This is a genomic window from Pseudomonas sp. GM17 (assembly GCF_000282175.2).
GTDB lineage: Bacteria > Pseudomonadota > Gammaproteobacteria > Pseudomonadales > Pseudomonadaceae > Aquipseudomonas > Aquipseudomonas chlororaphis.
Map to the genome: position 1 here is coordinate 5,859,120 of NZ_CP124732.1, position 24,287 is coordinate 5,883,406.

At 64.1% G+C, this 24,287-nt stretch carries 18 protein-coding genes and 2 pseudogenes; 6 read left to right on the forward strand and 14 right to left on the reverse strand.

Translation table 11 applies throughout. The features are described from left to right. Positions 1-246: 246 nt before the first annotated feature. The 3 genes and pseudogenes from PMI20_RS26125 to zwf all read right to left on the reverse strand — a co-directional run bounded on the left by PMI20_RS26125 (position 247) and on the right by zwf (position 3,098). Entirely contained in the window at positions 247-912 is a 666-nt protein-coding gene (locus tag PMI20_RS26125) for a bifunctional 4-hydroxy-2-oxoglutarate aldolase/2-dehydro-3-deoxy-phosphogluconate aldolase (protein WP_007921959.1), read from the reverse strand. Between the two features lie 17 nt (positions 913-929). Continuing rightward, positions 930-1,643, reverse strand: coding sequence for a 6-phosphogluconolactonase (pgl, locus tag PMI20_RS26130; RefSeq protein WP_007921957.1), 714 nt, complete (start codon positions 1,641-1,643; stop codon positions 930-932). After that, positions 1,630-3,098, reverse strand: a pseudogene (gene zwf, locus PMI20_RS26135) (glucose-6-phosphate dehydrogenase). Before zwf ends, pgl begins: the two are co-directional and overlap by 14 nt. A 209-nt stretch (positions 3,099-3,307) precedes the next feature. On the opposite strand from zwf, the pseudogene PMI20_RS26140 reads away from it, so the two are divergent. Further along, positions 3,308-4,167: pseudogene (locus tag PMI20_RS26140) on the forward strand (MurR/RpiR family transcriptional regulator). 103 nt (positions 4,168-4,270) lie between these two features. Here the strand turns inward: PMI20_RS26140 and PMI20_RS26145 are convergent. The 11 genes from PMI20_RS26145 to edd form a co-directional block, all read right to left on the reverse strand. Continuing rightward, a complete protein-coding gene (locus tag PMI20_RS26145) occupies positions 4,271-5,125 on the reverse strand; it encodes a D-hexose-6-phosphate mutarotase (RefSeq protein WP_007921951.1) in 855 nt (284 codons plus the stop codon). Positions 5,126-5,369: 244 nt separating this feature from the next. Then, positions 5,370-6,719, reverse strand: a complete 1,350-nt coding sequence (locus tag PMI20_RS26150) for a carbohydrate porin (RefSeq protein WP_007926337.1) — start codon at positions 6,717-6,719, stop codon at positions 5,370-5,372. A 121-nt stretch (positions 6,720-6,840) separates the two neighbouring features. Then, entirely contained in the window at positions 6,841-8,001 is a 1,161-nt protein-coding gene (locus tag PMI20_RS26155; RefSeq protein WP_007926334.1) for an ABC transporter ATP-binding protein, read from the reverse strand. 3 nt (positions 8,002-8,004) lie between these two features. Further along, a complete protein-coding gene (locus PMI20_RS26160) occupies positions 8,005-8,850 on the reverse strand; it encodes a carbohydrate ABC transporter permease (protein ID WP_007926331.1) in 846 nt (281 codons plus the stop codon). Further along, positions 8,843-9,751 carry a carbohydrate ABC transporter permease gene (locus PMI20_RS26165; protein ID WP_007926330.1) on the reverse strand — a complete coding sequence of 303 codons (909 nt, stop codon included), beginning with the start codon at positions 9,749-9,751 and terminating at the stop codon, positions 8,843-8,845. The genes PMI20_RS26160 and PMI20_RS26165 overlap by 8 nt, the downstream gene beginning before the upstream one ends. Before the next feature lie 183 nt (positions 9,752-9,934). Further along, positions 9,935-11,242, reverse strand: coding sequence for an ABC transporter substrate-binding protein (locus PMI20_RS26170; protein WP_007926323.1), 1,308 nt, complete (start codon positions 11,240-11,242; stop codon positions 9,935-9,937). A 118-nt stretch (positions 11,243-11,360) separates the two neighbouring features. Further along, positions 11,361-12,620 (reverse strand): D-mannose isomerase, encoded by a 1,260-nt coding sequence (locus PMI20_RS26175; protein WP_007926321.1) that lies wholly within the window; start codon positions 12,618-12,620, stop codon positions 11,361-11,363. Positions 12,621-12,864: 244 nt separating this feature from the next. Then, positions 12,865-14,292: an ATP-binding protein gene (locus tag PMI20_RS26180; RefSeq protein ID WP_202949040.1), complete on the reverse strand. Its 1,428-nt coding sequence runs from the start codon at positions 14,290-14,292 to the stop codon at positions 12,865-12,867. A gap of 31 nt (positions 14,293-14,323) precedes the next feature. Continuing rightward, positions 14,324-15,055, reverse strand: a complete 732-nt coding sequence (locus tag PMI20_RS26185) for a response regulator (protein WP_007926317.1) — start codon at positions 15,053-15,055, stop codon at positions 14,324-14,326. A gap of 213 nt (positions 15,056-15,268) precedes the next feature. Then, positions 15,269-16,225 (reverse strand): glucokinase, encoded by a 957-nt coding sequence (locus PMI20_RS26190; RefSeq protein WP_007926315.1) that lies wholly within the window; start codon positions 16,223-16,225, stop codon positions 15,269-15,271. After that, a complete protein-coding gene (gene edd, locus PMI20_RS26195) occupies positions 16,222-18,048 on the reverse strand; it encodes a phosphogluconate dehydratase (protein ID WP_007926313.1) in 1,827 nt (608 codons plus the stop codon). Before edd ends, PMI20_RS26190 begins: the two co-directional genes overlap by 4 nt. A gap of 223 nt (positions 18,049-18,271) precedes the next feature. Between edd and gap the strand changes: the two genes are divergently transcribed. The 5 genes from gap to PMI20_RS26220 all read left to right on the forward strand — a co-directional run bounded on the left by gap (position 18,272) and on the right by PMI20_RS26220 (position 24,270). Beyond that, entirely contained in the window at positions 18,272-19,276 is a 1,005-nt protein-coding gene (gene gap / locus PMI20_RS26200; protein ID WP_007926310.1) for a type I glyceraldehyde-3-phosphate dehydrogenase, read from the forward strand. Positions 19,277-19,405: 129 nt separating this feature from the next. Beyond that, entirely contained in the window at positions 19,406-19,870 is a 465-nt protein-coding gene (locus PMI20_RS26205; RefSeq protein WP_007926308.1) for a methylglyoxal synthase, read from the forward strand. A gap of 74 nt (positions 19,871-19,944) precedes the next feature. Next, positions 19,945-20,463 carry an RNA polymerase sigma factor gene (locus PMI20_RS26210; protein ID WP_007926306.1) on the forward strand — a complete coding sequence of 173 codons (519 nt, stop codon included), beginning with the start codon at positions 19,945-19,947 and terminating at the stop codon, positions 20,461-20,463. Between the two features lie 103 nt (positions 20,464-20,566). After that, positions 20,567-21,550 (forward strand): FecR family protein, encoded by a 984-nt coding sequence (locus PMI20_RS26215; RefSeq protein ID WP_007926304.1) that lies wholly within the window; start codon positions 20,567-20,569, stop codon positions 21,548-21,550. Between the two features lie 122 nt (positions 21,551-21,672). Then, positions 21,673-24,270, forward strand: coding sequence for a TonB-dependent receptor (locus PMI20_RS26220; RefSeq protein ID WP_007926303.1), 2,598 nt, complete (start codon positions 21,673-21,675; stop codon positions 24,268-24,270). The last annotated feature ends 17 nt before the right edge of the window (positions 24,271-24,287 follow it).

Here is a 24,287-nt window from a genome sequence, read left to right on the forward strand (position 1 = left end):
CTTCTGCGATCCAGATGACGCTACGGCCTTTCGGCCGATCGCAGCCTGCGGCAGCGGCTACAGACAGTAGCGACCATTCAGATCGCGTTGTCCGCCCCGGCGTCATCGCGAACAAGCTGCGCTCCTACAGAAGCCCCAGCGTCGCTAGGCAACTTTTCTCCGGGCAAAAAAAAACGGTGCACCGACCAAGCGCACCGTAAAGCCGTAGAACACACCAACGAATCTTTGAAAAAAGCAGGAAAGCTGTCAGTCCAGCAGCGCCAGGGCTTCGGCCGTGCACTCCTGGATCCGCGCCCAGTCGCCGTTCTTGATCCACTCGGGATCGAGCATCCAGCTACCGCCGACGCACATCACGTTCTTCAACGCCATGTAGCTCTTGATATTGGCCGGGCCGACACCGCCGGTCGGGCAGAATTTCACTTCGCCGAACGGGCCACCCAGGGCCTTGATCGCGGCCACACCACCACTGACTTCCGCCGGGAACAGCTTGAAGCGGCGATAGCCCAGGCTGTAACCCTCCATGATCCCGGAGGCATTGCTGATCCCCGGCAACAGCGGGATCGGGCTGGCGACGCTGGCTTCCAGCAGGTCGCGGGTAATGCCCGGGGTGACGATGAACTGCGAACCGGCGGCTTCGGCGGCGGCCAGCATCTGGCGATCGAGCACGGTACCGGCGCCGGTCACCAGCTCCGGACGCTGCTCGCGCAGGATCTGGATGGCCTTGAGGCCGAACTGCGAGCGCAAGGTCACTTCCAGCGCGGTCAGGCCACCGGCGGCCAGGGCGTCGGCCAGGGGCAGCACGTCCTGTTCGCGGGCGATGGTGATCACCGGCAGAATCCGCGCCTTGGCGCAGAGGCTGTCGATCAGGGCAACTTTGTCCGCCATGGAAACGGTCGGTTGTGGGATTGTCATAGCGGCTGATCCTTGGCTCATGGGCACCAGTAAATCTCTAACGGAGGTTGCAGGAAGGCACGAATCGGCATCGCGGCGACATCGTCACCGGCCAGTGCGGCACTCAGGGTGGTCAATTTGGATTGACCGGAAATCGACAGCACGCTGTAGGTGGCCGAGGCCAGCAAGGCGCGGCTCATGCTCAGGCGCTGATGGGGCACGCTCGGCGCCAGCATCGGCCAGCAGCGTCGCTGGCCGTCGGCCCGCAGGGCTTCGGTCAGGTTCGGGCTGTTGGGGAACAGCGAGGCGGTGTGACCGTCGTCGCCCATGCCCAGGATCAGCACGTCGATGGCCGACAACTCGGCCAGCAGACGATCGGCCTGCACCGCGGCCTGTTCGAGGTTCGCCGCGGCGTTGTACAGGCTGAGGAACTTCGCCTTGGCCGCCGGCCCTTGGAGCAGGTAGCGCTTGAGCAGGCCGGCGTTGCTGTCGGCGTGCTCCACCGGTACCCAGCGCTCGTCCGCCAGGGTGATCAACACCTTGGACCAGTCCAGGTGCTGCTTGGCCAGGTGCTGGAAAAACGCCACCGGGCTGCGCCCACCGGACACCACCAGCGTGGCTTCGCCGCGCACCTGGATCGCCTGGCTCAGTTGCCCGGCCACCTTCAGCGCCAGGCCTTCGGCCAACAGCGCCGGGCTATGGAACTCGTGGGCGTGCACGCCCGCGGGCAGTTTCAATTTAGATATCGCCATACCACGACCTCCCGTCCCGCGTGATCAATGCGATGGAGCTCATCGGCCCCCACGACCCGGCCGCATACGGCTTGGGCGCATCACCGGATTTCTTCCAACCGGCGATCAACTGGTCGCACCACTTCCACGCGGCTTCGATTTCATCTTTGCGGACAAACAGGTTCTGGTTGCCACGCATCACTTCCAGCAACAACCGCTCGTAGGCATCGGGAATCCGCGCGCTGCGATAGGTATCGGAAAAATTCAGCTGCAACGGGCCGCTGCGCAGTTGCATGCCCTTGTCCAGGCCTTGTTCCTTGGTCATCACCCGCAGGGAGATACCTTCGTCCGGCTGCAGGCGGATGATCAGCTTGTTGCTGATCTGCAGGCGCTGCTCGGGGCGAAGATATAGTGCGACGGCTCCTTGAAGTGAATGACGATCTGCGACAGCTTCTGCGGCATGCGCTTGCCGGTACGCAGGTAGAACGGCACCCCGGCCCAGCGCCAGTTGCGGATATCGGCCCGCAGGGCGACGAAGGTTTCGGTGTCGCTCTGGGTGTTGGAATTCTCTTCCTCCAGATACCCCGGCACGGCCTTGCCTTCGCTGTGCCCGGCGATGTACTGGCCACGCACCACCTGGGTGGTCAGGCCTTCCGGGCTGATCGGCGCCAGGGCCTTGAGCACCTTGACCTTCTCGTCACGGATGCTGTCGGCCGAGAGGTCGGCGGGCGGGTCCATGGCGATCAGGCAGAGCAGTTGCAACAGGTGGTTCTGGATCATGTCCCGCAGCTGGCCGGCCTTGTCGAAATAGCCCCAGCGGCCTTCGATGCCGACCTTCTCGGCCACGGTGATTTCCACGTGGGAGATGTAGTTCTGGTTCCACTGGGTCTCGAACAGGCTGTTGGCGAAACGCAGGGCGATCAGGTTCTGCACCGTCTCTTTGCCCAGGTAGTGGTCGATGCGATAGATGCGGTTCTCCGGGAAGAACTGCGCCACCGCGTCGTTGACCTTGCGCGACGACTCCAGGTCCGAACCGATGGGCTTTTCCAGCACCACGCGGGTGTTTTCCGCCAGGCCAGCCTTCGACAGGTTCTCGCAGATCGCCCCGTACACCGCCGCCGGCGTGGCGAAATAGGCGATCAGGCGTTGCTCGCGCCCGGCCAGCTCGGCCAGGGCCTGGTAATCCTCGGCCTTGAGGAAGTCCACGTGCAGGTAGGTCAGGCGCGCCAGGAAGCGCTCCAGCACCGCTGCGTCGATCTCCTTGGCACCGACATACTTGCGCAATTGCGCTTCAATGAATGACAGGTGCTGCTGTTCGCTGCCCGGCTCGCGGGCCAGGGCCAGAATGCGCGTGTCGTCATGCAGCAGGCCGGCGCCATCGAGTTGGTAGAGGGCAGGAAACAATTTGCGAAGCGCCAGATCGCCCAGCGCGCCGAACAAGGCAAAGGTGCACGGTTCAACCGTTATCGAAGGCATGATGTTTGTTCTTTTATCAAGTTAAGCTACAAATACCTTTTTTCAAGGCATCACTCAAGGGAAAATGTAGTAATAACCACAACATTTTAGCAAAATATAGATTCGAAGTGGTGGTCCGTCGGAGCCATCAGTAGGATAGGCCACCGCCAAAGACCGGTTAAGACCGGCTTCCTTTGCATTGCCGAACCAGGAAAACCCTAATGGACCGCGTGCGAAATCTTCTGGAACAGATCCAGAATCGCCTTGAAGAATTGAACAAGGCGGAACGTAAAGTCGCCGAAGTCATCCTGCTCAACCCACAGCAGGCGACCCGCTTCAGTATTGCTGCCCTCGCCCAGGCCGCTTCGGTCAGCGAGCCGACGGTCAACCGTTTCTGCCGCTCGTTCGGCGTCAGCGGCTACCCCGAACTCAAGCTGCAACTGGCCCAGAGCCTGGCTAGCGGCGCGGCCTACGTCAGCCGCGCGGTGGAAGCCGACGACAACCCCGAAGCCTACACCCAGAAAATCTTCGGTAGCGCCATCGCCTCCCTGGACAGCGCCTGCCAGGCCCTGGACCCGAACCTGATCAGCCGCGCCGTCGACCTGCTGATCCAGGCCCGGCAGATCCACTTCTTCGGCCTCGGCGCCTCGGCCCGGTGGCCCTAGATGCCCAGCACAAGTTCTTCCGCTTCAACCTGGCGGTGACCGCCCATGCCGATGTGCTGATGCAGCGGATGATCGCCTCGGTGGCGCACACCGGCGAGCTGTTCGTGATCATCTCCTACACCGGGCGCACCCGCGAGCTGGTGGAAGTGGCGCGCATCGCCCGGGAAAACGGCGCCTCGGTACTCGGCCTGACCGCCGCCGGCTCGCCGCTGGCCAAGGCCAGTACCCTGAGCCTGAACATCCCGCTGCCGGAAGACACCGACATCTACATGCCGATGACCTCGCGGATCATCCAGCTCACCGTGCTCGACGTCCTCGCCACCGGCATGACCCTGCGCCGCGGCGTGGACTTCCAGCCGCACCTGCGCAAGATCAAGGAAAGCCTCAACGCCAGCCGTTATCCGGTGGGCGACGAGTACAACTGAGTTTCGCCTGGCCGCTCCTACAGGAACACATCGAACTGTAGGAGCGGCCGGTCGACGCTCGATTGCCCGCGATGACGGCAGCAGCCACACCGCCAACCCGCCACTACGCCCCCGCTCGCGCCTGCAGGCTCAGATGCGCCCGCTCCCCCGGCGCCAGGCACAGGCTGTCGGTGCCGCCCGCCGCCGCCTCGACGCAGACGAACCCGGACACCTCGTTCCAGCTCACCCCCAGCAGCGGCCGGCTGCCTGGATGCCAGACCACGGTGTCGGCGGTGTCGCCGGTGTCGATGCGCAATTCGCGCTGCCAGGCGTGATCCTTGAGCTGCAATTCGCCCTCATGCTGGAACACCCGCTGGCAGCCGCCATCGACCCGCAGTTCGCCTGTTTGCCGGCACGCCTGGCGGCTCAACTGGTCGTAACCCTCGGCGCCATCGAGCCCAGACAGCGCTACCTCACCGACGTCGCCAATACGCCAGTAGGCGTGCAAAGCCTGGCTCAGCTGGCACGGCAGGCTGTCCTGGTGCTCGGTGCTCAGGCGCAGGTCCAGGCTTTCGCCCAGGTGCGCGTGCAGGTCGACCTGCCAGTCGCACAGTTGCAACTGCCAGTGCAGGTACACGCCCTCGTCATCGCTGCGGCTGTCGAGCAGCTTCCAGTCGATCAGCCGGGCCCAGCCATGGGACGGCCAGGCGTTTTCGCTCGGGTGACGGCCGTACCAGGGCCAGCACACCGGCACCCCGCCACGGATCGCCCCAACCTGCGGCCACTTCGCCGCGCACCACAGCCAGGGCTTCTGCCCGGTCGGCTGAAAGTGCAGGAGCTGCGCGCCCTGGCGACTGAACACCGCCTGGCACAGTGGATGGTCGATCACCAGCACATCGCGCATCTGATAGCGCTCCCAGGCGAAGGTCGGGCGCTCGCGCAAGGATTTGAAAAAGCGTTGTAGCGGATGCTCATGCATGGGCCACGGTCCTGAAGATCATTGCTGTCCTGATAGTCATCATGCTGCGCAAGCTCCTGTAGCCGCTGCCGCAGGCTGCGATCGGCCGGAACGGCCGTAGCGTCCTCAAGATCGCTGAAGGCCTGCGGCCTTATCGCAGCCTGCGGCAGCGGCTACAGGGGGCGAATTGTCCCGCAAAAAAAAGCGGATAGCCAAGGCCATCCGCAAAAATGCGCACATAGAGGAGGAGCTTATCGCAACAGCGTTAGAACACCGACTGAATTTTCAGGCCGGCCACCAGGGCGTTGTCGACTTCATCCACACCGCCTGGATGGGTGATGTACTGCAGGTTGGGACGCACGGTCAGCCAGTTGGTGACATGGAAGCCGTAGTTGATTTCGTAGTTGTACTCAGTCTCGCGGATCGGCGAGAACAGCGGATCGTCGTAGTTGCTGACGCCGTTGGTGTCATTGAGCAACTGGGCGTTTTTCTTCACGTCGTCGTTGACATGGATACGGGCGAAACCAATGCCGACGTCATCCTTCGGACGTGCGTCGAACGGGCCCTTGTACACCAGCATCAGCGACTGGTAGTTGTCGATGAAGTTGGTGTCCTTGTCGTGGAACGTGGCATTGGCCGCGATGTTCAGACCGCGGGTCGCATCGCCGTTGTGGGTGGTGAGCTGCTGCTGCCCGACGAACCAGTAGCCGTGCTTGCTGCTGTGCACGCGATAGCTGTCGCCGGTGACCGCGGCGTCCTGGCCATTGACGTCCTCGCGCACGTCGCTGGCATCGGCGGTGCTCTTGTAGTAACCGACGCGGTACTCGCCCGGCAGGTTGTTGACCTTCGGCGACCAGACCAGCTCGACCGGCAGGACGGTGCCCTTGGTACCGCTGCCGCTGAGCTTGAAGCCGTTGCCGTGCTCCAGTTGCGACGGGTTCTGGTTGTACGCGCCGATCTGCGCGTACAGCTCAGGGGTGATGTGGTACTTCACCCGCAGTGCCGCCTGGCTGACCGGCCAGTTGTACCAGATGTTGGTCGCCCAGTTGCCCACCTGGGAGCCGCAGAACGCCAGGTTCTGGAAGTCGCAGGGGAAGGTGTTGAAGTCTTCGCCTTCGCCGAAGTAACCGGCCTTGACGTCGAGCTTGCCGTCGAGGAACTGGTGCTGGATCCACAATTGGGTCAGACGCACCATGTGGCCACGGCCGTAGACTTCCTGGGAAGAGCTCAGGGTGCCGGCACGCGGATCGCCGATACGGTCATTGGAGATGTTCTGGCCGTTACGGTTGGTCAACTGGATCTTCGCCTGGGTATTGTCCCAGCCCCAGAGTTTTTCCAGGTCCAGCGCCACGCCCAGGCCGAACTGGTCGCTGTAGCGCCCGGTCTTGTCGTCGTTGTAGCCGCCGTGCAGGTTGGCGCCCATTTCGCCAACGTAATCGGCCTTGATGTCGATCCCCTTCTCGAGCAGCTTGGTCCGCTCGCCACCCCAGTCGCCGGTCATCCATTTCGAATCGGCGCTGAACGCTTCGTCAGCGTGCGCGCTACCGGCCAGGGTCATTGCCGCAATCGCTGACAACTGGCAGATCAAGCGTGCATTAGTGCTCTTCTTTTTCATCCCTACATCCTCGTCTTTATTGTTATTAACTGTTTTTCTCTAACGCGGTTTACACCTGATGCGACGGATGACAGGCCATCCGCCGCGCATTCGGTATGTCCTTGCTCCAATAACGCAGGCTTCAACGCCCCTTGAACTGCGCCACGTTGCTGGCATGGGCTTCGGCCTGCGCAGGGGCCGCAACCCCCAGGCGCTCGCCACTCTTGGCATCGAACAGCAAAACCTTGGCCGGATCGAATTGCAGGGTCAGGGTTTCGCCGACCTGCGGCGCCACATCCGGCGCCAGGCGGCAGCAGACCTTGGTGCCGTTGAGGTTGACGAACACCAGGGTGTCGGGACCGGTCGGCTCGGTGACCTGGACCTCGGCGCGCAGGGTCGGCAGGCCGTTGCCCTCGCCGTTCGCCAGGCTGATCTGCTCCGGACGGATGCCGAGGATCACTTCACGGTCTTCCAGGCCCGCGTCCTGCATGCCCAAAGGCAGCTCGCAACGGGCCTGGCCGCTGTCCAGCAGGGCCAGCAGGCGGCCGTCCTTGCGCTGCAGGCGCAGGGGGATGAAGTTCATCGGCGGCGAGCCGATGAAGCTGGCCACGAACAGGTTGGCCGGGTCGTTGTAGATCTGTTTCGGAGTACCGAACTGCTGGATGATGCCGTCCTTCATCACCGCCACCTTGTCGCCCAGGGTCATGGCTTCGATCTGGTCGTGGGTGACGTAGACCGTGGTGGTTTTCAGGCGCTGGTGCATCAGTTTCATTTCGGTGCGCATCTCGACCCGCAGCTTGGCATCGAGGTTGGACAGCGGTTCGTCGAACAGGTAGATCTTCGGCCGCCGCGCCAGGGCCCGGCCCATGGCCACGCGCTGTTGCTGGCCGCCGGACAGCTGGCCGGGTTTGCGGCTGAGCAGGTGTTCGATCTGCAGCAGCTTGGCCACCCGCGCCACTTCCTCGTCGATCTCGGCGGCCGGCATCTTGCGGATCTTCAGGCCGAAGGCGATGTTGTCGCGCACGCTCATGGTCGGGTACAGCGCGTAGGACTGGAACACCATGGCGATGTCGCGGTCTTTCGGGCTCATGCCGCTGATGTCGGCGTCGTCCACCAGGATCGCCCCGCCGCTGATGTTTTCCAGGCCGGCGATGCAGTTCATCAGGGTGGATTTACCGCAGCCCGAGGGCCCCACGAGAATCAGGAACTCACCGTCATCGATCTTCAGTTCGATGTTCTTCAGGGTGTCCGGCAAGCCGCTGCCGTAGGTCTTGTTGACGTTGCGTAATTCGAGAGTTGCCATCTTTTACCCCTTGACCGCGCCGGACGTCAGCCCACGCAGGAAATACTTGCCAGCGAATATGTAGACCAGCAGTGTCGGCAGCCCGGCGATCATCGCCGCCGCCATATCAACGTTGTATTCCTTGGTCCCGGTGCTGGTGTTGACCAGGTTGTTCAAGGCCACGGTGATCGGTTGCGCATCGCCGCTGGCGAACACCACGCCGAACAGGAAATCGTTCCAGATCTGGGTGAACTGCCAGATCAGGCAGACCATGACGATCGGCACCGACATCGGCAGCAGGATCTTGCCGAAGATGGTGAAGAAGCCCGCGCCGTCCAGGCGCGCGGCCTTGACCAGGGCGTCCGGGATGCTCACGTAGTAGTTGCGGAAGAACAACGTGGTGAACGCCAGCCCGTAGACCACGTGCACCAGCACCAGGCCGCTGGTGGTGTTGGCCAGGCCGAACTTGCCGAGGGTGAAGGACGCCGGGAGCAGCACGGTCTGGAACGGCAGGAAGCAGCCGAACAGCAGCAGGCCGAAGAACAGCTGCGAACCACGGAAGCGCCACATCGACAGCACGTAGCCGTTCATGGCACCGACGAAGGTCGAGATGATCACCGCCGGCACGGTGATCTTCACCGAGTTCCAGAAGTAGCCACCCACGGTGTCCCAGGCCTTGATCCAGCCGATGCCGTCGATCACGGCCGGCCAGCTCAGCAGGTTGCCGGTGCGGATGTCTTCCGGGGTCTTGAAGCTGGTGAGCAGCATCACCACCAGCGGCACCAGGTACACCGCCGCGGCCAGCAGCAAGGTGGCGTAGATGGCGATGCGGCTGAAGTTCAGCGCAGGTTTTCCGAGCTGGTTAGTCATGGCGTTTGCCTCGCAGTTCGGAGTACAGGTACGGCACCAGGATGGTCAGCACCGCGCCCAGCATCAGCATGGCGCTGGCCGAACCTATGCCCATCTGCCCACGGCTGAAGGTGAAGGAATACATGAACATCGCCGGCAGGTCGGACGAGTAGCCAGGGCCACCGGCGGTCATCGCCGCCACCAGGTCGAAGCTCTTGATCGCGATGTGCGCGAGGATCATGAAGGCGCTGAAGAACACCGGGCGCAGGCTCGGCAGGACGATCTTCAGGTAAATGGTCGGCAGGCTCGCGCCATCGACCTGGGCGGCGCGGATGATCGACTGGTCGACGCCGCGCAAGCCGGCGAGGAACATCGCCATGACAAAGCCGGAGGCCTGCCACACGGCGGCGATCACCAGGCAGTACACCACGCGATCCTGATCCACCAGCCAGTCCAGGCGAAAGCCTTCCCAGCCCCAGTCACGCAGCATCTTGTCCAGGCCCAGGCCGGGGTTGAGCAGCCATTTCCAGGCGGTGCCGGTGACGATCATCGACAGCGCCATCGGGTACAGGTAGACGGTGCGGATAAAACCTTCCCTGCGGATGCGCTGGTCCAGCAGCACCGCCAGGAACACGCCGAGCACCAGGCTGATGCCGATGAACATGCCGCCGAACAGCGCCAGGTTCTTGCTCGCCACCCACCAGCGGTCGTTGTCCATCAGGCGCATGTATTGCTGCAGGCCGACCCACTTGTAGCTCGGCATGAAGCTGGAATTGGTGAAGGACAGAATGAACGTCCAGATGATGTAACCGTAAAAACCGACCAGGACGATCAGCATGCTTGGCGCCAGGACCAACTTGGGGAGCCAGCGCTGCAGCGCGTCGAACGGTGAGGCTTTGCTGAAAACCGCCACAGAGCTCATCGGGATAATCCAGTTGAAGAAGTGAGGTCCGACACGCCCCCTGTAGGAGCGAGCTTGCTCGCGATAGCGATCCGACTGCCGACACCTCTGTCGAATGTCATGCAGTCATCGCGAGCAAGCTCGCTCCTACAGGGGAAAGAGCCGTCAGATAAATCGCCGCAGGCAGACCTGCGGCATTCGGAGTTACTGAGCAGCCTTGACGGCTGACGCCAGCTGCGCACTGGCCTTGGCCGGGTCCGCGTCCTTGTCGTTCATGAAATTGGTCACCACATCGAAGATCGCGCCCTGCACGGCCAGGGAGGTGGCCATGTTGTGCGCCATGCTCGGTTGCAGGCCGCCGGTCTTGTCGTCGGCCAGGAAGTCCTTGGCCGCCGCCTGGGCGCAGGAGTCGAAACCTTGCGCGGCCATGTCGTTGAGCATGTCGGTGCGCACCGGGATCGAACCCTTGTTGATGCTGAAGACCTTCTGGAAGTCCTTGCCCAGGGCGACCTTGGCCAGGTCCTGCTGCGCGGCGATATCGCCTTTGCGATCGGCCTTGAGCTTGAACACCGCCAGGGAGTCGATGTTGTAGGTGAAGGCTTTGTCGGTGCCCGGGAAAGCCACGCACTGGTAGTCCTTGCCGGCGACTTTCTTCGCCGCGGTCCACTCGCTCTTGGCCCAGTCGCCCATCATCTGCATGCCGGCCTTGCCGTTGATGACGTCGGCGGCAGCGATGTTCCAGTCACGCCCGGCGCGGTTCGGGTCCATGTAGCCGGTGACTTTCTTCAGCTCGGTGAAAGCCTTGGTCATCTCCGGGCCGGCGAGGGTTTTCTGGTCCAGGTCGACCAGGGCTTTCTTGTAGCCATCGGCGCCCATGACCGAGAGCACCACGTCTTCGAACACGGTGCTGTCCTGCCATGGCTGGCCGCCATGGGCCAGGGCGATGAAGCCGGCGGCCTTGAGCTTGTCGCCGGCGGCATAGAATTCTTCGAGGGTGGTCGGGGCCTTGTCGATCCCGGCCTTCTTGAAGACTTCCGGGTTGATCCACAGCCAGTTGACGCGGTGGATGTTCACCGGCACCGCGACATAGTCACCTTCGTACTTCACGGTGTCGGAGACTTTCTTGGAAAGCAGGCCGTCCCAGTTTTCCGACTTGGCCACATCTTTCAGCGCGTCGGTGCTGAGCAGGCCGGTGCTGCCCCACTCCTGGATGTCCGGGCCCTTGATCTGGGCAACGCCCGGCGGGTTGCCGGAAACGGCGCGGCTTTTCAGCACGGTCATGGCCGTGGCACCGCCACCGCCGGCGACTGCGCCGTCTTTCCAGGTGAAACCGTCTTTTTCGACTTGGGCCTTGAGCACATCGACCGCCGCTTTTTCACCGCCGGAAGTCCACCAATGGACGACTTCCACGGAGCCTTTGGCATCGGCGGCAACGGAAACGAGAGGGAATGCACTGAGGGGAAACAACGAGGCAACGGAAATGACAGCAGCTAGACGAGAAATCGCATTCATCTGAGGTGTACCTTTCTTGTTGTTATGCATGCAAGTCTGGTGCTTGCGCTGCATAGGATTCTAAACAGGGGACCCACCCGCGCAGGTAACGAAGGGATGCGCGAATGTCACCACATGGTTACACAATGCCCAGTCTAGACACTTCGGCCAGGGCTGACGCCATGCTCGGTGCCAGGGGCAGGCGCGGAATCAGCACCGCCTGCCAGGCGTGATACAGGTCCGGCTTGCCGGCCCAGATCTCGGCGCTGGGCCTGTTGTTGCTATCCAGCTCGTGATGCCAGCTGCCGTGCAGCGGGTCGATGAAATGCTCGGCAGTGAACTCCCAGAAGCGCCGATACCAGGTTTCGTACTGCGCCTCCCCGGTGCGTTGCAGCAAGGCACTGGCCGCCGCCGCGGCCTCGGCATGGGTCCAGTGCAGGCGCTGGCGCACCACGGGGCGCTGCTGCCAGTCCAGGGTGTAGACGATGCCCGGCGCGCCATCGACGTCCCAGGCGTCACGGCAGGCGTTCTCGAAGAGTTTCTGGGCATCCAGCAGCAGCCAGCCGGGGCTGAGCATGCCGGCCTGGCAGCGCGCGGCTTCCAGGTGCAGCAGCAGGCGGGCCCATTCGAAGGCGTGCCCGGGGGTGGTGCCATAGGGGCGGAAACCGTCGGCCGGATGTTCCTGGTTGTAATCCGGCAGCGGCTGCCACTGCCGGTCGAAATGCTCGATGACCCGGTAATCGCCGGCGGCGGCGTGCTCATGGATGACCCGCTCGACAATGTGCAGGGCACGGTTGAGCCAGCGCGGGTCCTGGGTGACATCGGCCAGGGCGAGGAACGCCTCGGTGGCGTGCATGTTGCTGTTGGCGCCGCGATAGGCCTCCTCGCCGCTCCAGTCGCGGTTGAAGGACTCGCGCATCGCGCCCTCCTCCTCGCTCCAGAAATGCGTTTCGATGACCCGGATCGCCTCCGCCAGCAAGGCCTCGGCGCCGGGACGCTCAGCCACCACCGCGGAACTCGCCGCCAGGGCGACGAAGGCATGCAGGTAGGCGGCCTTGCCGCTATTGCCGTCGCCCTGTCCGGGGCTGGCGAACCAGCCGCCGTACTGGCCATCGTGCAGCGCACCGTTGAGCGCGGCGATGCCGTGGTCCACCAGCGCGGCGTAGCCGGGAATGCCCTGGATATGGGCCATGGCGAAACTGTGAGTCATGCGCGCGGTGTTCATGGTGCCGGCGCGGGCACCGCTCGGCAGGCGCCCGCGCTCGTCCAGGTCGCCGAAGCCTTCGGGCAGCCGTGCCGCGCGGGCGAACCCCAGCAGGCGCTGGCCTTCGGCGGCCAGCCATTGATGATGGGCAGGAGCGTTCAGCCAGTTGCTGAACGTCAGTGGAATAGTGTTCATGGCGAACCTGTTGTTGTTCTTATCAAGGCCTTGAGTCTAAACAACGGGTTCGCGCGGGCAGGTAACGAAGGTCACAGGAAATGTCACCAAGCCGTGACAAACAACCTTGTAGCCGCTGCCGCAGGCTGCGCTCGAGACCGCAGGGCTCGCAAAACCGGCGCCTCGGTCATACGGCCAAGCGCGGCATAACGTTTTACGACCGCTACGCGGCCGGGCGCAGGCTTCGCCAGCGGCTACGAAAGCATCAATCCATGGAGCGCGGCAGGTACAGGGTTACGCGCAAACCGCCTTCGCGCAGGTTCTGCAGGCTCACCTCGCCGCCATGGCTGTGGGCGATGTTGCGCGCGATGCCCAGGCCCAGGCCGTAGCCCTGCTGCTGGCCGGACAGGCGAAAGTGCGGCTCGAACACCTGCTCCAGGCGCTGCTCCGGCACGCCCGGGCCTTCGTCGTCGACATGCAGGATGAACGCATTGGCATCGTCGTCGATGTGCAGGTGGGCGTTCTGCCCGTACTTCAGCGCGTTGTCGATCAGGTTGCCCATGCAGCGCTTGAGCGCCAGGGGCTTGCCCGGATAAGGCGCCAGCGCCCGCCCCTGCTGGGTCACGCGGCCGTTGCCGTTGGGCGCCAGGTAAGGCTCCACCAGGCAGTCGAGCACCTGGTTGAGGTCCACCGGCTCGATGTTCTCGTGGATATCGGTGTCCTTGACGCATTGCAGCGCGCCCTTGACCAGCAATTCCAGCTCATCCAGGTCGCGGCCGAACTTGGTTTGCAACTGCTCGTCCTCCAGCAGTTCGACCCGCAGCCGCAGCCGGGTGATGGGCGTGCGCAGGTCGTGGGAAATCGCACTGAACAACTGGCTGCGCTCGGTCAGGTAACGGCTGATGCGCTCGCGCATGGCATTGAAGGCCCGGCCGACCTCCACCACTTCGCTGCCGCCGCCTTCGGCCACCGGCTGCACATCGGCGCCCAGGGACATGTCCCGCGCGGCCCGCGCCAGGCGCTTGAGCGGCCGGCTCTGCCAATGCACCAGCAGGCCGATGAACAGCAGCAGGAAACCGCTGGTGAGCACGATGAACCACACCTGCTGCGCCGGCAGTCCCTGCTCTTCGAGGCTGGTGTAGGGCTCGGGCAACAGCGAGGCGATGTACAGCCACTCCCCCGGCGCCATCTGGATCTGGGTGACCAGCACCGGCGGGTTCACCGGCTCCAGGGTCAGGGCGTAGTGGGCCCAGGAACGCGGCAACTCATCGAGTTTCAGGCCGCCGTTGAAAATCCGCAGGTCCTCGGGGCTGACGAAGGTCACCGAGATGTAGGCATCGTTGCCCAGGGACTGGCGCAGCACTTCCTCCACCGCCTTGAGCACCGCCTGCTTGCGCGGCGTGATGGGCAGCACTTCCATGCCCAGCGGCTTGTCGTTGAGGGTCACGACAAAACGGGTGCCGCCCATGCTGCGCAACTGGTCGAGCACCAGCGGCCGGTACGCCACCGGCAGCGAGCGAAAGTAGCTGACGCTGGCGGTCATCGAATGGGCCAGGCTGCGGGCGCTGGTGACCAGGCCTTCGAGCTGGGTGGCGCGCAATTGCGACACCCAGATCACACTGGACAAGGTTTGCGCGAACAACACCGCCAGCAGCGTCAGCAGCAACATCCGGCCGAGCAGCGAACGCGGCACCGGCACCCGCGCCAGCAGCTTGCGCGGCCACTCAGTGAGCATTGCCGGCAACCACATTGGCTGCCAACTGGTAACCGCTGCCGCGCACGGTGCGGATCAGCCGCGGCGGTTTCTCGGTGTCGCGCAGGCGCTGGCGCAGGCGGCTGACCGCCATGTCGACGATACGGTCCAGGGGCATCAGTTCTCGGCCGCGGGTGGCATTGCCGATGGTGTCGCGGTCGAGGATTTCCTGGGGGTGGTCGAGGAACAGCTTGAGCAGGGCGAAGTCGGCGCCAGAAAGGATCACTTCCTCGCCGTCGTTGTGGAACAGCCGGTGGCTGACCATGTCCAGGCGCCACTCGTCGAAGCACAGCACCTCGCCACCGGCGCGCTCCTGGCCGAACTGCGCACGGCGCAACAGGGCCTTGATCCGCGCCTGCAATTCCCGGGGGCTGAAGGGCTTGCCCAGGTAATCGTCGGCCCCCAGCTCCAGGCCGATCACCCGGTCGGCTTCGTCGGAGCTGGCGGTGAGCATGATGATCGGCACCTGGCCGACCCGCGGATGCTGGCGAATCCAGCGGCACAGGCTGAAGCCGTCTTCGTCCGGCAGCATCACGTCGAGAATCACCAGGTCGCTCGGCGCCTCGTTCAGCGCCTGGCGAAAGCCGGCGCCGTTGGGCGTGCTGCGGACCTGGAAGCCGGCGCGACTGAGGTAGGTCTCCAGCAGCTCGCGGATTTCCTGATCGTCATCAACCAACAAGATCGACTTACTGACTGAACTCACGCGGGCCGTCCTTTGTTGTTATGGATGGGGCCGGATTATGCCTTACCGATCAACGAAACGTAGATACCAAGGCTCTGTAGCCGCTGCCGAGCCCGCGAGGCTGCGATCGACCTGGACGGCATTCCGACGAAGCGGGCGCAGGGATTTAAAGATCGCTGAAGGCCTTCGGCCTTATCGCAGGCTCGGCAGCGGCTACGGATGTAGCGCACTGGATCAGGCAAACGCCTGCTCCAGCGCCACCCCGGCACCGGTCAGGCCCGAGTACGGCGCCGTCACCAGCCACACCGGGATGCCCTTGAAGTAATCGCTCATGCAGCCCTTGTCGGCAAAACAACGGGCAAAACCGCTTTCGACGAAAAAGTCGGCGAACCGCGGGATCACCCCACCAACGATGTACACGCCACCGCGCCCACCCGTGGTCAGCACGTTGTTGCCCGCCACCCGGCCCAGCCAGCAGCAGAACTGCTCGAGCACTTCCAGGGCGATGGGGTCGCCGGCCAGGCCCGCGGCGGTGATGGCTTCCGGGGTATCGAGCAACGGCTCGTGCCCGTCCAGCGCGCAGATCGCCCGGTACACCCGGGGCAAGCCGCCGCCGCTGAGCGCGGTCTCGGCGCTGACGTGGCCGATCTCGCTGTAGAGGTGCTGCCACAACTGGGTTTCCCGCGGGCTGCTCAACGGCAGGTCGACATGCCCGCCCTCGCCCGGCAAGGCGGCCCAGCGGCCTTCGCCCAGATCCAGCAGGGTGCCGACGCCCAGGCCGGTGCCCGGCCCGATCACCACCGCCGGGCGCAACGGCTCGGCGGTGCCTTCGCAAACCACCCGGAACTCGCCGGGCTGCAGGCGGGTCATGCCCAGGGCCATGGCCGAGAAGTCATTGACCAGCAGCAGCTCATCGACCTGCAAGGTCTGGCAGAAGGCCTTGCGGCTCAGGCGCCAATGGTTGTTGGTAAAACGAAATTCGTCGCCGCCGACCGGGCCGGCCACCGACAGGCACACCGCGCCGATCGCACCCGGCGCCAGGCCGAGGCCGCCCAGGTAGACGCCGATGGCTTCTTCCGGGCTGGCGTGGTCCGCCGTCGCCAGCACCTGGATCGACTCCAGGCGCTGGTCTTTCCACAACGCAAAACGCGCATTGGTTCCACCAATGTCACCGACCAGCGCTAACTTCACTTAAGGTTCTCCAGGGCAGAGGTAAAGGCGCTGGCGCCCTGCTCCGCCGAGCTGAAGGCCATGCGCATGAAACCGAACAATTCGCGGCCGCTGCCGACGTTGTTGCCCAGCAGGCCCTTGGCCGGCTCGCGGGCGGCGAATTCGTCGGCGTCTACCTTAAGCTCCAGCGTGCCCTTTACGCCATCCACGCGAATGATGTCGCCGTCGCGTACTCGCGCCAGCGCGCCGCCGACCTGGGCTTCCGGGCTGACGTGGATCGCCGCCGGGATCTTGCCCGAGGCCCCGGACATGCGCCCGTCGGTAACCAGCGCGACCTTGAAGCCGCGGTCCTGCAACACACCGAGGAACGGCGTCATCTTGTGCAGTTCCGGCATGCCGTTGGAGCGCGGGCCCTGGAAGCGCATCACCGCCACGAAGTCTTTTTCCAGCTCGCCGGCCTTGAACGCATCGGCCAGGTCCTGCTGGTCCTGGAACACCACCGCCGGCGCTTCGACGATCTGGTGCTGCAACGCCACGGCGGAGACTTTCATCACCCCGCGACCGAGGTTGCCTTCCATCACCCGCAGGCCGCCTTCCGGCGAGAACGCGCGGGCCACCGGGCGCAGGATGTTTTCGTCGAGGCTTTCGATCGGGCCGTCGCGCCACACCAGCTTGCCGTTGTCCAGGAACGGCTCCTGGGTGTAGCGGCTCAGGCCACGGCCGGCCACGGTATTGACGTCTTCGTGGAGCAGGCCGGCTTCCAGCAGTTCGCGGATCAGGAACGCCATGCCGCCCGCGGCCTGGAAGTGGTTGATGTCGGCCTTGCCGTTCGGATAGACGTGGGACAGGGTCGGCACCACCTCGGAGAGGTCGGCCATGTCCTGCCAGGTCAGCTGGATGCCCGCGGCCTGGGCAATCGCCGGCATGTGCAGGGTGTGGTTGGTCGAACCGCCGGTGGCGTGCAGGGCGACGATAGAGTTGACCAGCGAACGCTCGTCGACGATCTCGCCGATCGGCGTGAAGTTGCCGCTCTGCGCGGTCAGGCGGGTGACCTGCTGCGCCGCCTCATGGGTCAGGGCGTCACGCAGTGGCGTGTAAGGGTTGACGAAGGACGCGCCCGGCAAGTGCAGGCCCATGACTTCCATCAGCAGCTGGTTGGTGTTGGCGGTGCCGTAGAAGGTGCAGGTGCCCGGGCTGTGGTAGGACTTCATCTCCGATTCCAGCAGCTCTTCGCGGCTCGCCTTGCCCTCGGCGTAACGCTGGCGCACGTCGGCCTTTTCCTTGTTGGAAATGCCCGACGGCATCGGCCCGCCCGGGACGAAGATGGTCGGCAGGTGGCCGAAGCGCAACGCGCCCATCATCAGGCCCGGGACGATCTTGTCGCAGATGCCGAGCATCAGCGCGGCGTCGAACATGTTGTGGGACAAGGCCACCGCGGTGGACAGCGCGATCACCTCGCGGCTCGGCAGGCTCAGCTCCATGCCGGCCTCGCCCTGGGTCACGCCATCGCACATGGCGGGCGTGCCGCCGGCGAACTGGCCGACCGAGCCCATCTCGCGCAGGGCCTTCTTGATCTGTTCGGGAAAGTGCTCGTACGGCTGGTGCGCCGAGAGCATGTCGTTATATGACGAAACAATTGCCACGTTGGCGGCATTCATCATGCGCAGGCTGTGCTTGTCTTCCGAGCCGCAGCCGGCAACGCCGTGGGCGAAGTTCGCACACTGCAGCTTGCCCCGTTGCGGGCCATCGCTGGCGGCGCCGCGGATCAGGGCGAGGTAAGCCTCGCGAGTGGCGCGACTGCGGGCGACAAGCCGTTCGGTGACCTCAAGAACGCGGGGATGCATGTGTAGAACTCCAGGCTAACGGATGTGGCGACCTGTTTGTCTATGCTGGTCAAAACGCCCGCGGCACAGGGGATGGCAGAGGGTTTCTTGACCATTTGGACCAGTTGATTCAGGTCACTCGTTGTAGATAAAACAAAATATTGCCATCAAAAAGGCTTGTTTTCTATTTTTTTGCGAATAATCTTGTAATTCCAACAACAAAACTACGGCAGGCGCTTTTCTAATGACTCTACGAATCGCAATCAATGGTTTTGGCCGCATCGGCCGCAACGTCCTGCGCGCACTTTATACCCAAGGCTATCGTCAGGATCTGCAGATCGTCGCCATCAACGATCTGGGTGATAGCTCGATCAATGCCCACCTGCTCAAATACGACACCGTCCACGGCACCTTCGATGCCGAGGTGCAGCACGATCAGGAAAGCCTGACCGTCAACGGCGACCGGATCGCCGTCAGCGCCATCCGCAATCCGGCCGAACTGCCCTGGGCCGCCGAGAAGATTGACGTAGTATTCGAATGCACCGGTCTGTTCACCGACCGTGCCAAGGCTGCCGCCCATCTCAGCGCCGGCGCCCGCAAAGTGATTATTTCCGCCCCGGCCAAAGGCGCCGACGCCACCGTGGTGTATGGCGTGAACCACGACATTCTGCGCCAGTCGCACCAGATCATTTCCAACGCTTCGTGCACCACCAACTGCCTGGCGCCGGTGGCCCAGGTGCTGAACCGCGAGCTGGGCATCGAAAGCGGGCTGATGACCACCATCCACGCCTACACCAACGACCAGAACCTGACCGACGTCTACCACAGCGATCCGTACCGCGCCCGTTCGGCCACCCAGAACATGATCCCGAGCAAGACCGGCGCGGCCGAAGCCGTGGGCCTGGTGCTGCCGGAGCTGGCGGGCAAGCTGACCGGCATGGCGGTGCGCGTCCCGGTGATCAACGTATCGCTGGTGGACCTGACCGTGCAGCTCAAGCGCAACACCACCGCCGAGGAGGTCAACGCCCTGCTCAAGAGCGCCAGCCAGCACTCGAAGATCCTCGGCTACAACAGCCTGCCGCTGGTCTCCAGCGACTTCAACCACAACCCGCTGTCGTCGATCTTCGACGCCAATCACACCAAGGTCAGCGGCGGCAAGCTGCTCAAGGTCCTGGCCTGGTACGACAACGAGTGGGGCTTCTCCAACCGCATGCTGGATAACTGCCTGGCCCTGTGCAGCGCCGAGTAAACCCACGGCCTGCGGCGCGGGAGCTGCCGCAGGCTGCGATCTTTTGATCTTCACATTCGAGGTTCAAGCGCGCAAAGATCGCAGCCTCGGCAGCTCCTGCAGACTCTCTCCCTCCCGGAGCCACCACCGATGATCGGTATCAGCTTCACCCAGGCCAGCATGGCGGCGCGCAAGCGCATCGCCCTGGTGGCCCACGACCATTGCAAGAGTTTCCTCCTCGACTGGGCCGAGCGACAGAAAGACCGGCTCGCCGAGCACGATCTGCTGGCCACCGGCACCACCGGCCAGTTGCTGCACAAACGTCTCGGCCTGCCGGTGGAAAGCATGATCAGCGGCCCCCTGGGCGGCGACCAGCAACTCGGCGCGCGGATCGCCGAGCAGCGGGTGGACATGCTGGTGTTCTTCTGGGACCCCTTCGAACCCCAGCCCCACGATCCGGACATCAAGGCCCTGCTACGGGTCGCGGCGGTCTGGAACATTCCCGTGGCCTGCAACGAATGCAGCGCCGACTACCTGCTCAGCAGCCCGCTGATGGAGCAGGCGCACAGCTACCGGATTCCGGACTACCCGGCCTACCTCTCCGGGCGTCGATGATTCACTCAGGGCTTGACCTTCGACGTAGATGATAAGCATTATCATCTACTGAAAAAAATCAGCCAGGTCCTGTTGTGAGCCAATCCCGCTTCAATCACGTCTTTCTCACCCAGCGCGTTTCGCTGCTGCGCACGCTGGAGCGGATGGTCAACAACCACAGCACCGCCGAGGACCTGCTGCAGGAAACCTACCTGCGGGTGACCCGGGCCCTGAGCGAACGGGCCATCGACCACCTCGAACCCTTCGTCTTCCAGACCGCCCGCAACCTGGCGCTCGACCACCTGCGCGCACGACGCATCCAGGCCCGCACCCTGCTCGAAGACGTGCCGGTGGACGTGGTCGAAAGCGTGGCCGCGCCCCTGAGCAGCGCCGAGGATGCCGCCCATGCCGAACAGTTGCTGGAACGCCTGAACATGAGCCTTGCCCAACTCAGCCCGCGCCAACAGCAGATCTTCATCCTCAGCCGCCTGCACGGCCACAGCTACCTGGAAATCGCCGAGAAACTCGAGGTCTCCCAAAGCACGGTACAAAAGGAACTGAAGCTGATCATGGCCATCTGCATCGGCGTCGCCGAGCGCTTGAACGGTCATTGAGGCCCAGCCGGGCGAGCGTCAGCCGCGGCCCTTTGCTACCCTTGACCGCCCTGCGCTCTCCATCTAAAAAACAGCCGTGCACAGACACAGCCGAGGAACACCCGTGACGGACATCCACCGCACCCAGCCGACCGCCCAGGACGGGGAAACAGCCACTCGCCGTACTGCGGATCAGGCCATGGACCAGGCCCTGGACTGGCTGATCCTGCTGGAGAACCCGAGCCCCGAGCAGACCCGGCAATTCCACGACTGGCTGAACGCCTCGCCCCTGCACAGCGCAGCCTTCGACAAGGCCCAGGCGATCTGGAACGGCCCGCAAGTGGTGCGCTGCGCGCAAAACCTGGACACGCAAAAAACCAAGCTCAGCCTGCTGTCGCGCCTGCGTCCGCACTGGCGGCCCCTGGCGACCGCGGCGGTGCTGATCCTCGGCCTGTTCAGTTTCAGCAACCTGCCCCTGCGCCTGCAGGCCGACCACCTGACCGTGGTCGGCGAGCGCCAGCGCCTGCAACTGGAGGACGGCTCGAAAGTCCTGCTCAACACCAACTCGGCCTTCTCCAGCAGCATCGACGAGCGCCAGCGCGTGGCCCGCCTGTACCAGGGCGAAGCCTTCTTCGAGATCCCCGCCAGCCGCGGCCAGCCGCTGGAACTCGACGCCGGCCCGGTACGCGCCAGCGTGCGCGACACCGCCTTCGCCGTGCGTTACCTGGACGGCGTGGCCCAGGTACGGGTGCAGCGCGGCGATGTCGACCTGCGCGCCACCCACGACGATGCCCGGGTGCGCCTGTCGGCCGGCGAAAGCATCCGCATCGGCCCCAACGGTTTCGACCGCCCGGCCAAGCTCGACCTCGACAAGGACCTGGCCTGGGTCCAGGGCCGGCTGGTGTTCGAGAACTGCCCGCTGAACCAGGTGCTGGCCGAATTGCGTCGGTATTACCCGGGCTGGATCGTCAACAACAACGAGCGCCTGGCCGATGTCGCGGTCACCGGCAATTACCGCCTCGACCAGCCGCTGGACGTGGTGCGCTCCCTGGCTCACATCACCTCGGCGCGCCTGCAGGAATTCCCGGCGCTGGTCATCCTCAACTAAAGCGCATTTATTTTTACGCGATCGCTGTCGGTCGTTCGTCTCGTTATAGCCAATGCAATTGATTCGCATTAAAAATGGCGAATCAGCACCTATAAAGATTCGTGCGACACGGAGCGCTATCGATGTCCTCTCGCCTCAACAGCCGGTCCTCTTCATCCTCCCGCCAGGCCCGCCTGCAGAACTGCACGCTGTCCCTGCTGACCGCCGCCATCCTGCTGGCCGGGACCGCGCCAGTCATGGCCGCCACCGCCGGGGCCAAGGCCCTGCCGGCGCGCAACATGGGCGACTACAGCTTCGCCATCGACCAGCAGCCGCTGGTATCGGCGCTGAACGCCTTTACCGCCGTCACCGGCTGGCAGGTCGGCCTGCCGGCGGAACTGGGCGAAGGCATCGCTTCCCCGGGCGTGCGCGGTTCGCTGCCACCGGAAAAAGCCCTGGACCGCCTGCTGATGGGCACCAACCTGAGCTACCGCAAGCTGGGCGCCAACAACATCGTCCTGGAAAAACGCGGCAGCAGCGGCGCCCTGAACCTGCAACAGGTGACCATCAGCGCCACGCGCCAGGAACAGGACGTCAGCAGCGTGCCCAGCACCGTGACCGTGCATGACCGCCAGGACCTGGACCGCAACAACGTCAACACCATCAAGGATCTGGTGCGCTACGAGCCGGGCGTTTCGGTCGGCGGAGCCGGCCAGCGCGGCGGTGGCATCAGCGGCTACAACATCCGCGGCATCGACGGCGACCGTATCCTGACCCAGGTCGACGGCGTGGAGATTCCCAACGGCTTCTTCAACGGCCCCTATGCCAAGACCCAGCGCAATTACGTCGACCCGGAAATCATCAAGCGCGTGGAGATCCTCCGCGGCCCGGCCTCGGTGCTGTACGGCAGCAACGCCATCGGCGGCGCGGTCAGCTACTTCACCCTCGACCCGGACGACATCATCAAGCCCGGTAAAGACGTCGGCGCCCGCCTGAAGACCGGCTACAGCTCGGTCGACGACAGCTGGCTCAAATCCGCCACCGTGGCCGGGCGCAGCGGTCAGTTCGACGGCCTGCTGCACTTCAGCCAGCGCGACGGCCACGAAACCGACTCCTACGGCAGCCACAACGGCACCGGCCTGGCGCGCACCGCCGCCAACCCGGAAGACGTGCGCACCAGCAACGTGCTGGCCAAGGCCGGCTGGAACTACGCCGACGACGCGCGCCTGGGCCTGACCTACGAGAAGTACAAGGACGACCGCGACACCAACCAGAAGAGCGCCGTGGGCGGCCCGTTCAACGCCGGCCAGCCGCTGGGCATGTACCGCTCGCGCACCGGTAACGACACCATCACCCGCGAACGCTTCGGCCTGGACAACCACTTCGTCCTCGACAGCCTGCTGGCCGATCACGTGAAGTGGAGCCTGAACTACCAGATCGCCAAGACCGACCAGAGCACCCTGGAAAACTACTTCCCGTTCAGCCGCAACGTCATGCGCAGCCGCGAAACCCTCTACCAGGAGAAACAGTGGGTCTTCGACGCCCAGGCCGACAAGGCCTTCGCCATCGGTGAAACCGAGCACCTGCTGACCTACGGCACCACCATCAAGCAGGAAAAGGTCACCGGCTCGCGCAGTGGCAGCGGCACCTGCCTGGCAGTCGGTCGCGGTTGCGCGGCGGTCGGCGCCATCAGCCCGTCCGACGTGCTGAAGAAGTCCAGCGACTTCCCCGACCCGACCATCAACACCTACAGCCTGTTCGCCCAGGACCAGATCAGCTGGAACCAGTGGACCTTCCTGCCGGGCCTGCGCTACGACTACACCCAGCTCAAGCCGCACATCACCCAGGAGTTCCTCAACACCGTGGCCGCCGATGGCAATGGTGAGGTGAGCGACCAGAACAAGACCTGGCACCGGGTATCGCCCAAGTTCGGCCTGACCTATGCCCTGAGTGACCAGTACACCTGGTACGGCCAGTACGCCGAAGGGTTCCGCACCCCGACCGCCAAGGCGCTGTACGGCCGCTTCGAGAACACCACTACCGGTTACCGCGTGGCGCCGAACTCGAACCTCAAGCCGGAGAAAAGCCAGAGCTATGAAACCGGCCTGCGCGGCAACTTCGAGTCCGGCAACTTCGACGTGGCGGTGTTCTATAACAAGTACCGCGACTTCATCAACGAAGACGCGGTGACCCCGGGCTACGACGAACTGACGTTCCAGAGCAACAACATCAAGCACGCCACCATCAAGGGCGTGGAAGTCAAAGGCCGGCTCAACCTCGACGCCCTAGGCGCGCCGCAGGGCCTGTACACCCAGGGTTCGGTGGCCTATGCCTACGGTCGCAACAACGACACCGGCGAACCCTTGAACGCGGTCAACCCGCTGACCGGCGTGTTCGGCCTGGGCTACGACCAGGATAACTACGGCGCCCTGCTCAGCTGGACCCTGGTGAAGAAGAAAGACCGCGTCGACAGCAGCAGCTTCAAGACCCCGGACGGCACCAGCAGCCAGTTCAAGACCCCGGGCTACGGCGTGCTCGACCTGACCGGCTTCTACAAGGTCAGCGACGACGTCACCGTCAGCGCCGGTATCTACAACCTGGCCGACAAGAAGTACTGGCTGTGGGATGACGTGCGCGGCTACGACAGCGTCGGCGAAGCCGCCGTGCTCAGCCCGGCCAACCTCGACCGCCTGACCCAGCCGGGCCGCAACTTCGCGGTCAACCTGATCTGGGACATCTGATCCGGTCTGCCTCACTG

Coding starts and splice junctions, on each gene's coding strand:
- PMI20_RS26125 (WP_007921959.1), bottom strand. CDS start 912: ATGACAATCCCACAACCGACCGTTTCCATGGCGGACAAAGTTGCCCTG.
- pgl (WP_007921957.1), bottom strand. CDS start 1,643: ATGGCGATATCTAAATTGAAACTGCCCGCGGGCGTGCACGCCCACGAG.
- PMI20_RS26145 (WP_007921951.1), bottom strand. CDS start 5,125: ATGCATGAGCATCCGCTACAACGCTTTTTCAAATCCTTGCGCGAGCGC.
- PMI20_RS26150 (WP_007926337.1), bottom strand. CDS start 6,719: ATGAAAAAGAAGAGCACTAATGCACGCTTGATCTGCCAGTTGTCAGCG.
- PMI20_RS26155 (WP_007926334.1), bottom strand. CDS start 8,001: ATGGCAACTCTCGAATTACGCAACGTCAACAAGACCTACGGCAGCGGC.
- PMI20_RS26160 (WP_007926331.1), bottom strand. CDS start 8,850: ATGACTAACCAGCTCGGAAAACCTGCGCTGAACTTCAGCCGCATCGCC.
- PMI20_RS26165 (WP_007926330.1), bottom strand. CDS start 9,751: ATGAGCTCTGTGGCGGTTTTCAGCAAAGCCTCACCGTTCGACGCGCTG.
- PMI20_RS26170 (WP_007926323.1), bottom strand. CDS start 11,242: ATGAATGCGATTTCTCGTCTAGCTGCTGTCATTTCCGTTGCCTCGTTG.
- PMI20_RS26175 (WP_007926321.1), bottom strand. CDS start 12,620: ATGAACACTATTCCACTGACGTTCAGCAACTGGCTGAACGCTCCTGCC.
- edd (WP_007926313.1), bottom strand. CDS start 18,048: ATGCATCCCCGCGTTCTTGAGGTCACCGAACGGCTTGTCGCCCGCAGT.
- gap (WP_007926310.1), top strand. CDS start 18,272: ATGACTCTACGAATCGCAATCAATGGTTTTGGCCGCATCGGCCGCAAC.
- PMI20_RS26205 (WP_007926308.1), top strand. CDS start 19,406: ATGATCGGTATCAGCTTCACCCAGGCCAGCATGGCGGCGCGCAAGCGC.
- PMI20_RS26220 (WP_007926303.1), top strand. CDS start 21,673: ATGTCCTCTCGCCTCAACAGCCGGTCCTCTTCATCCTCCCGCCAGGCC.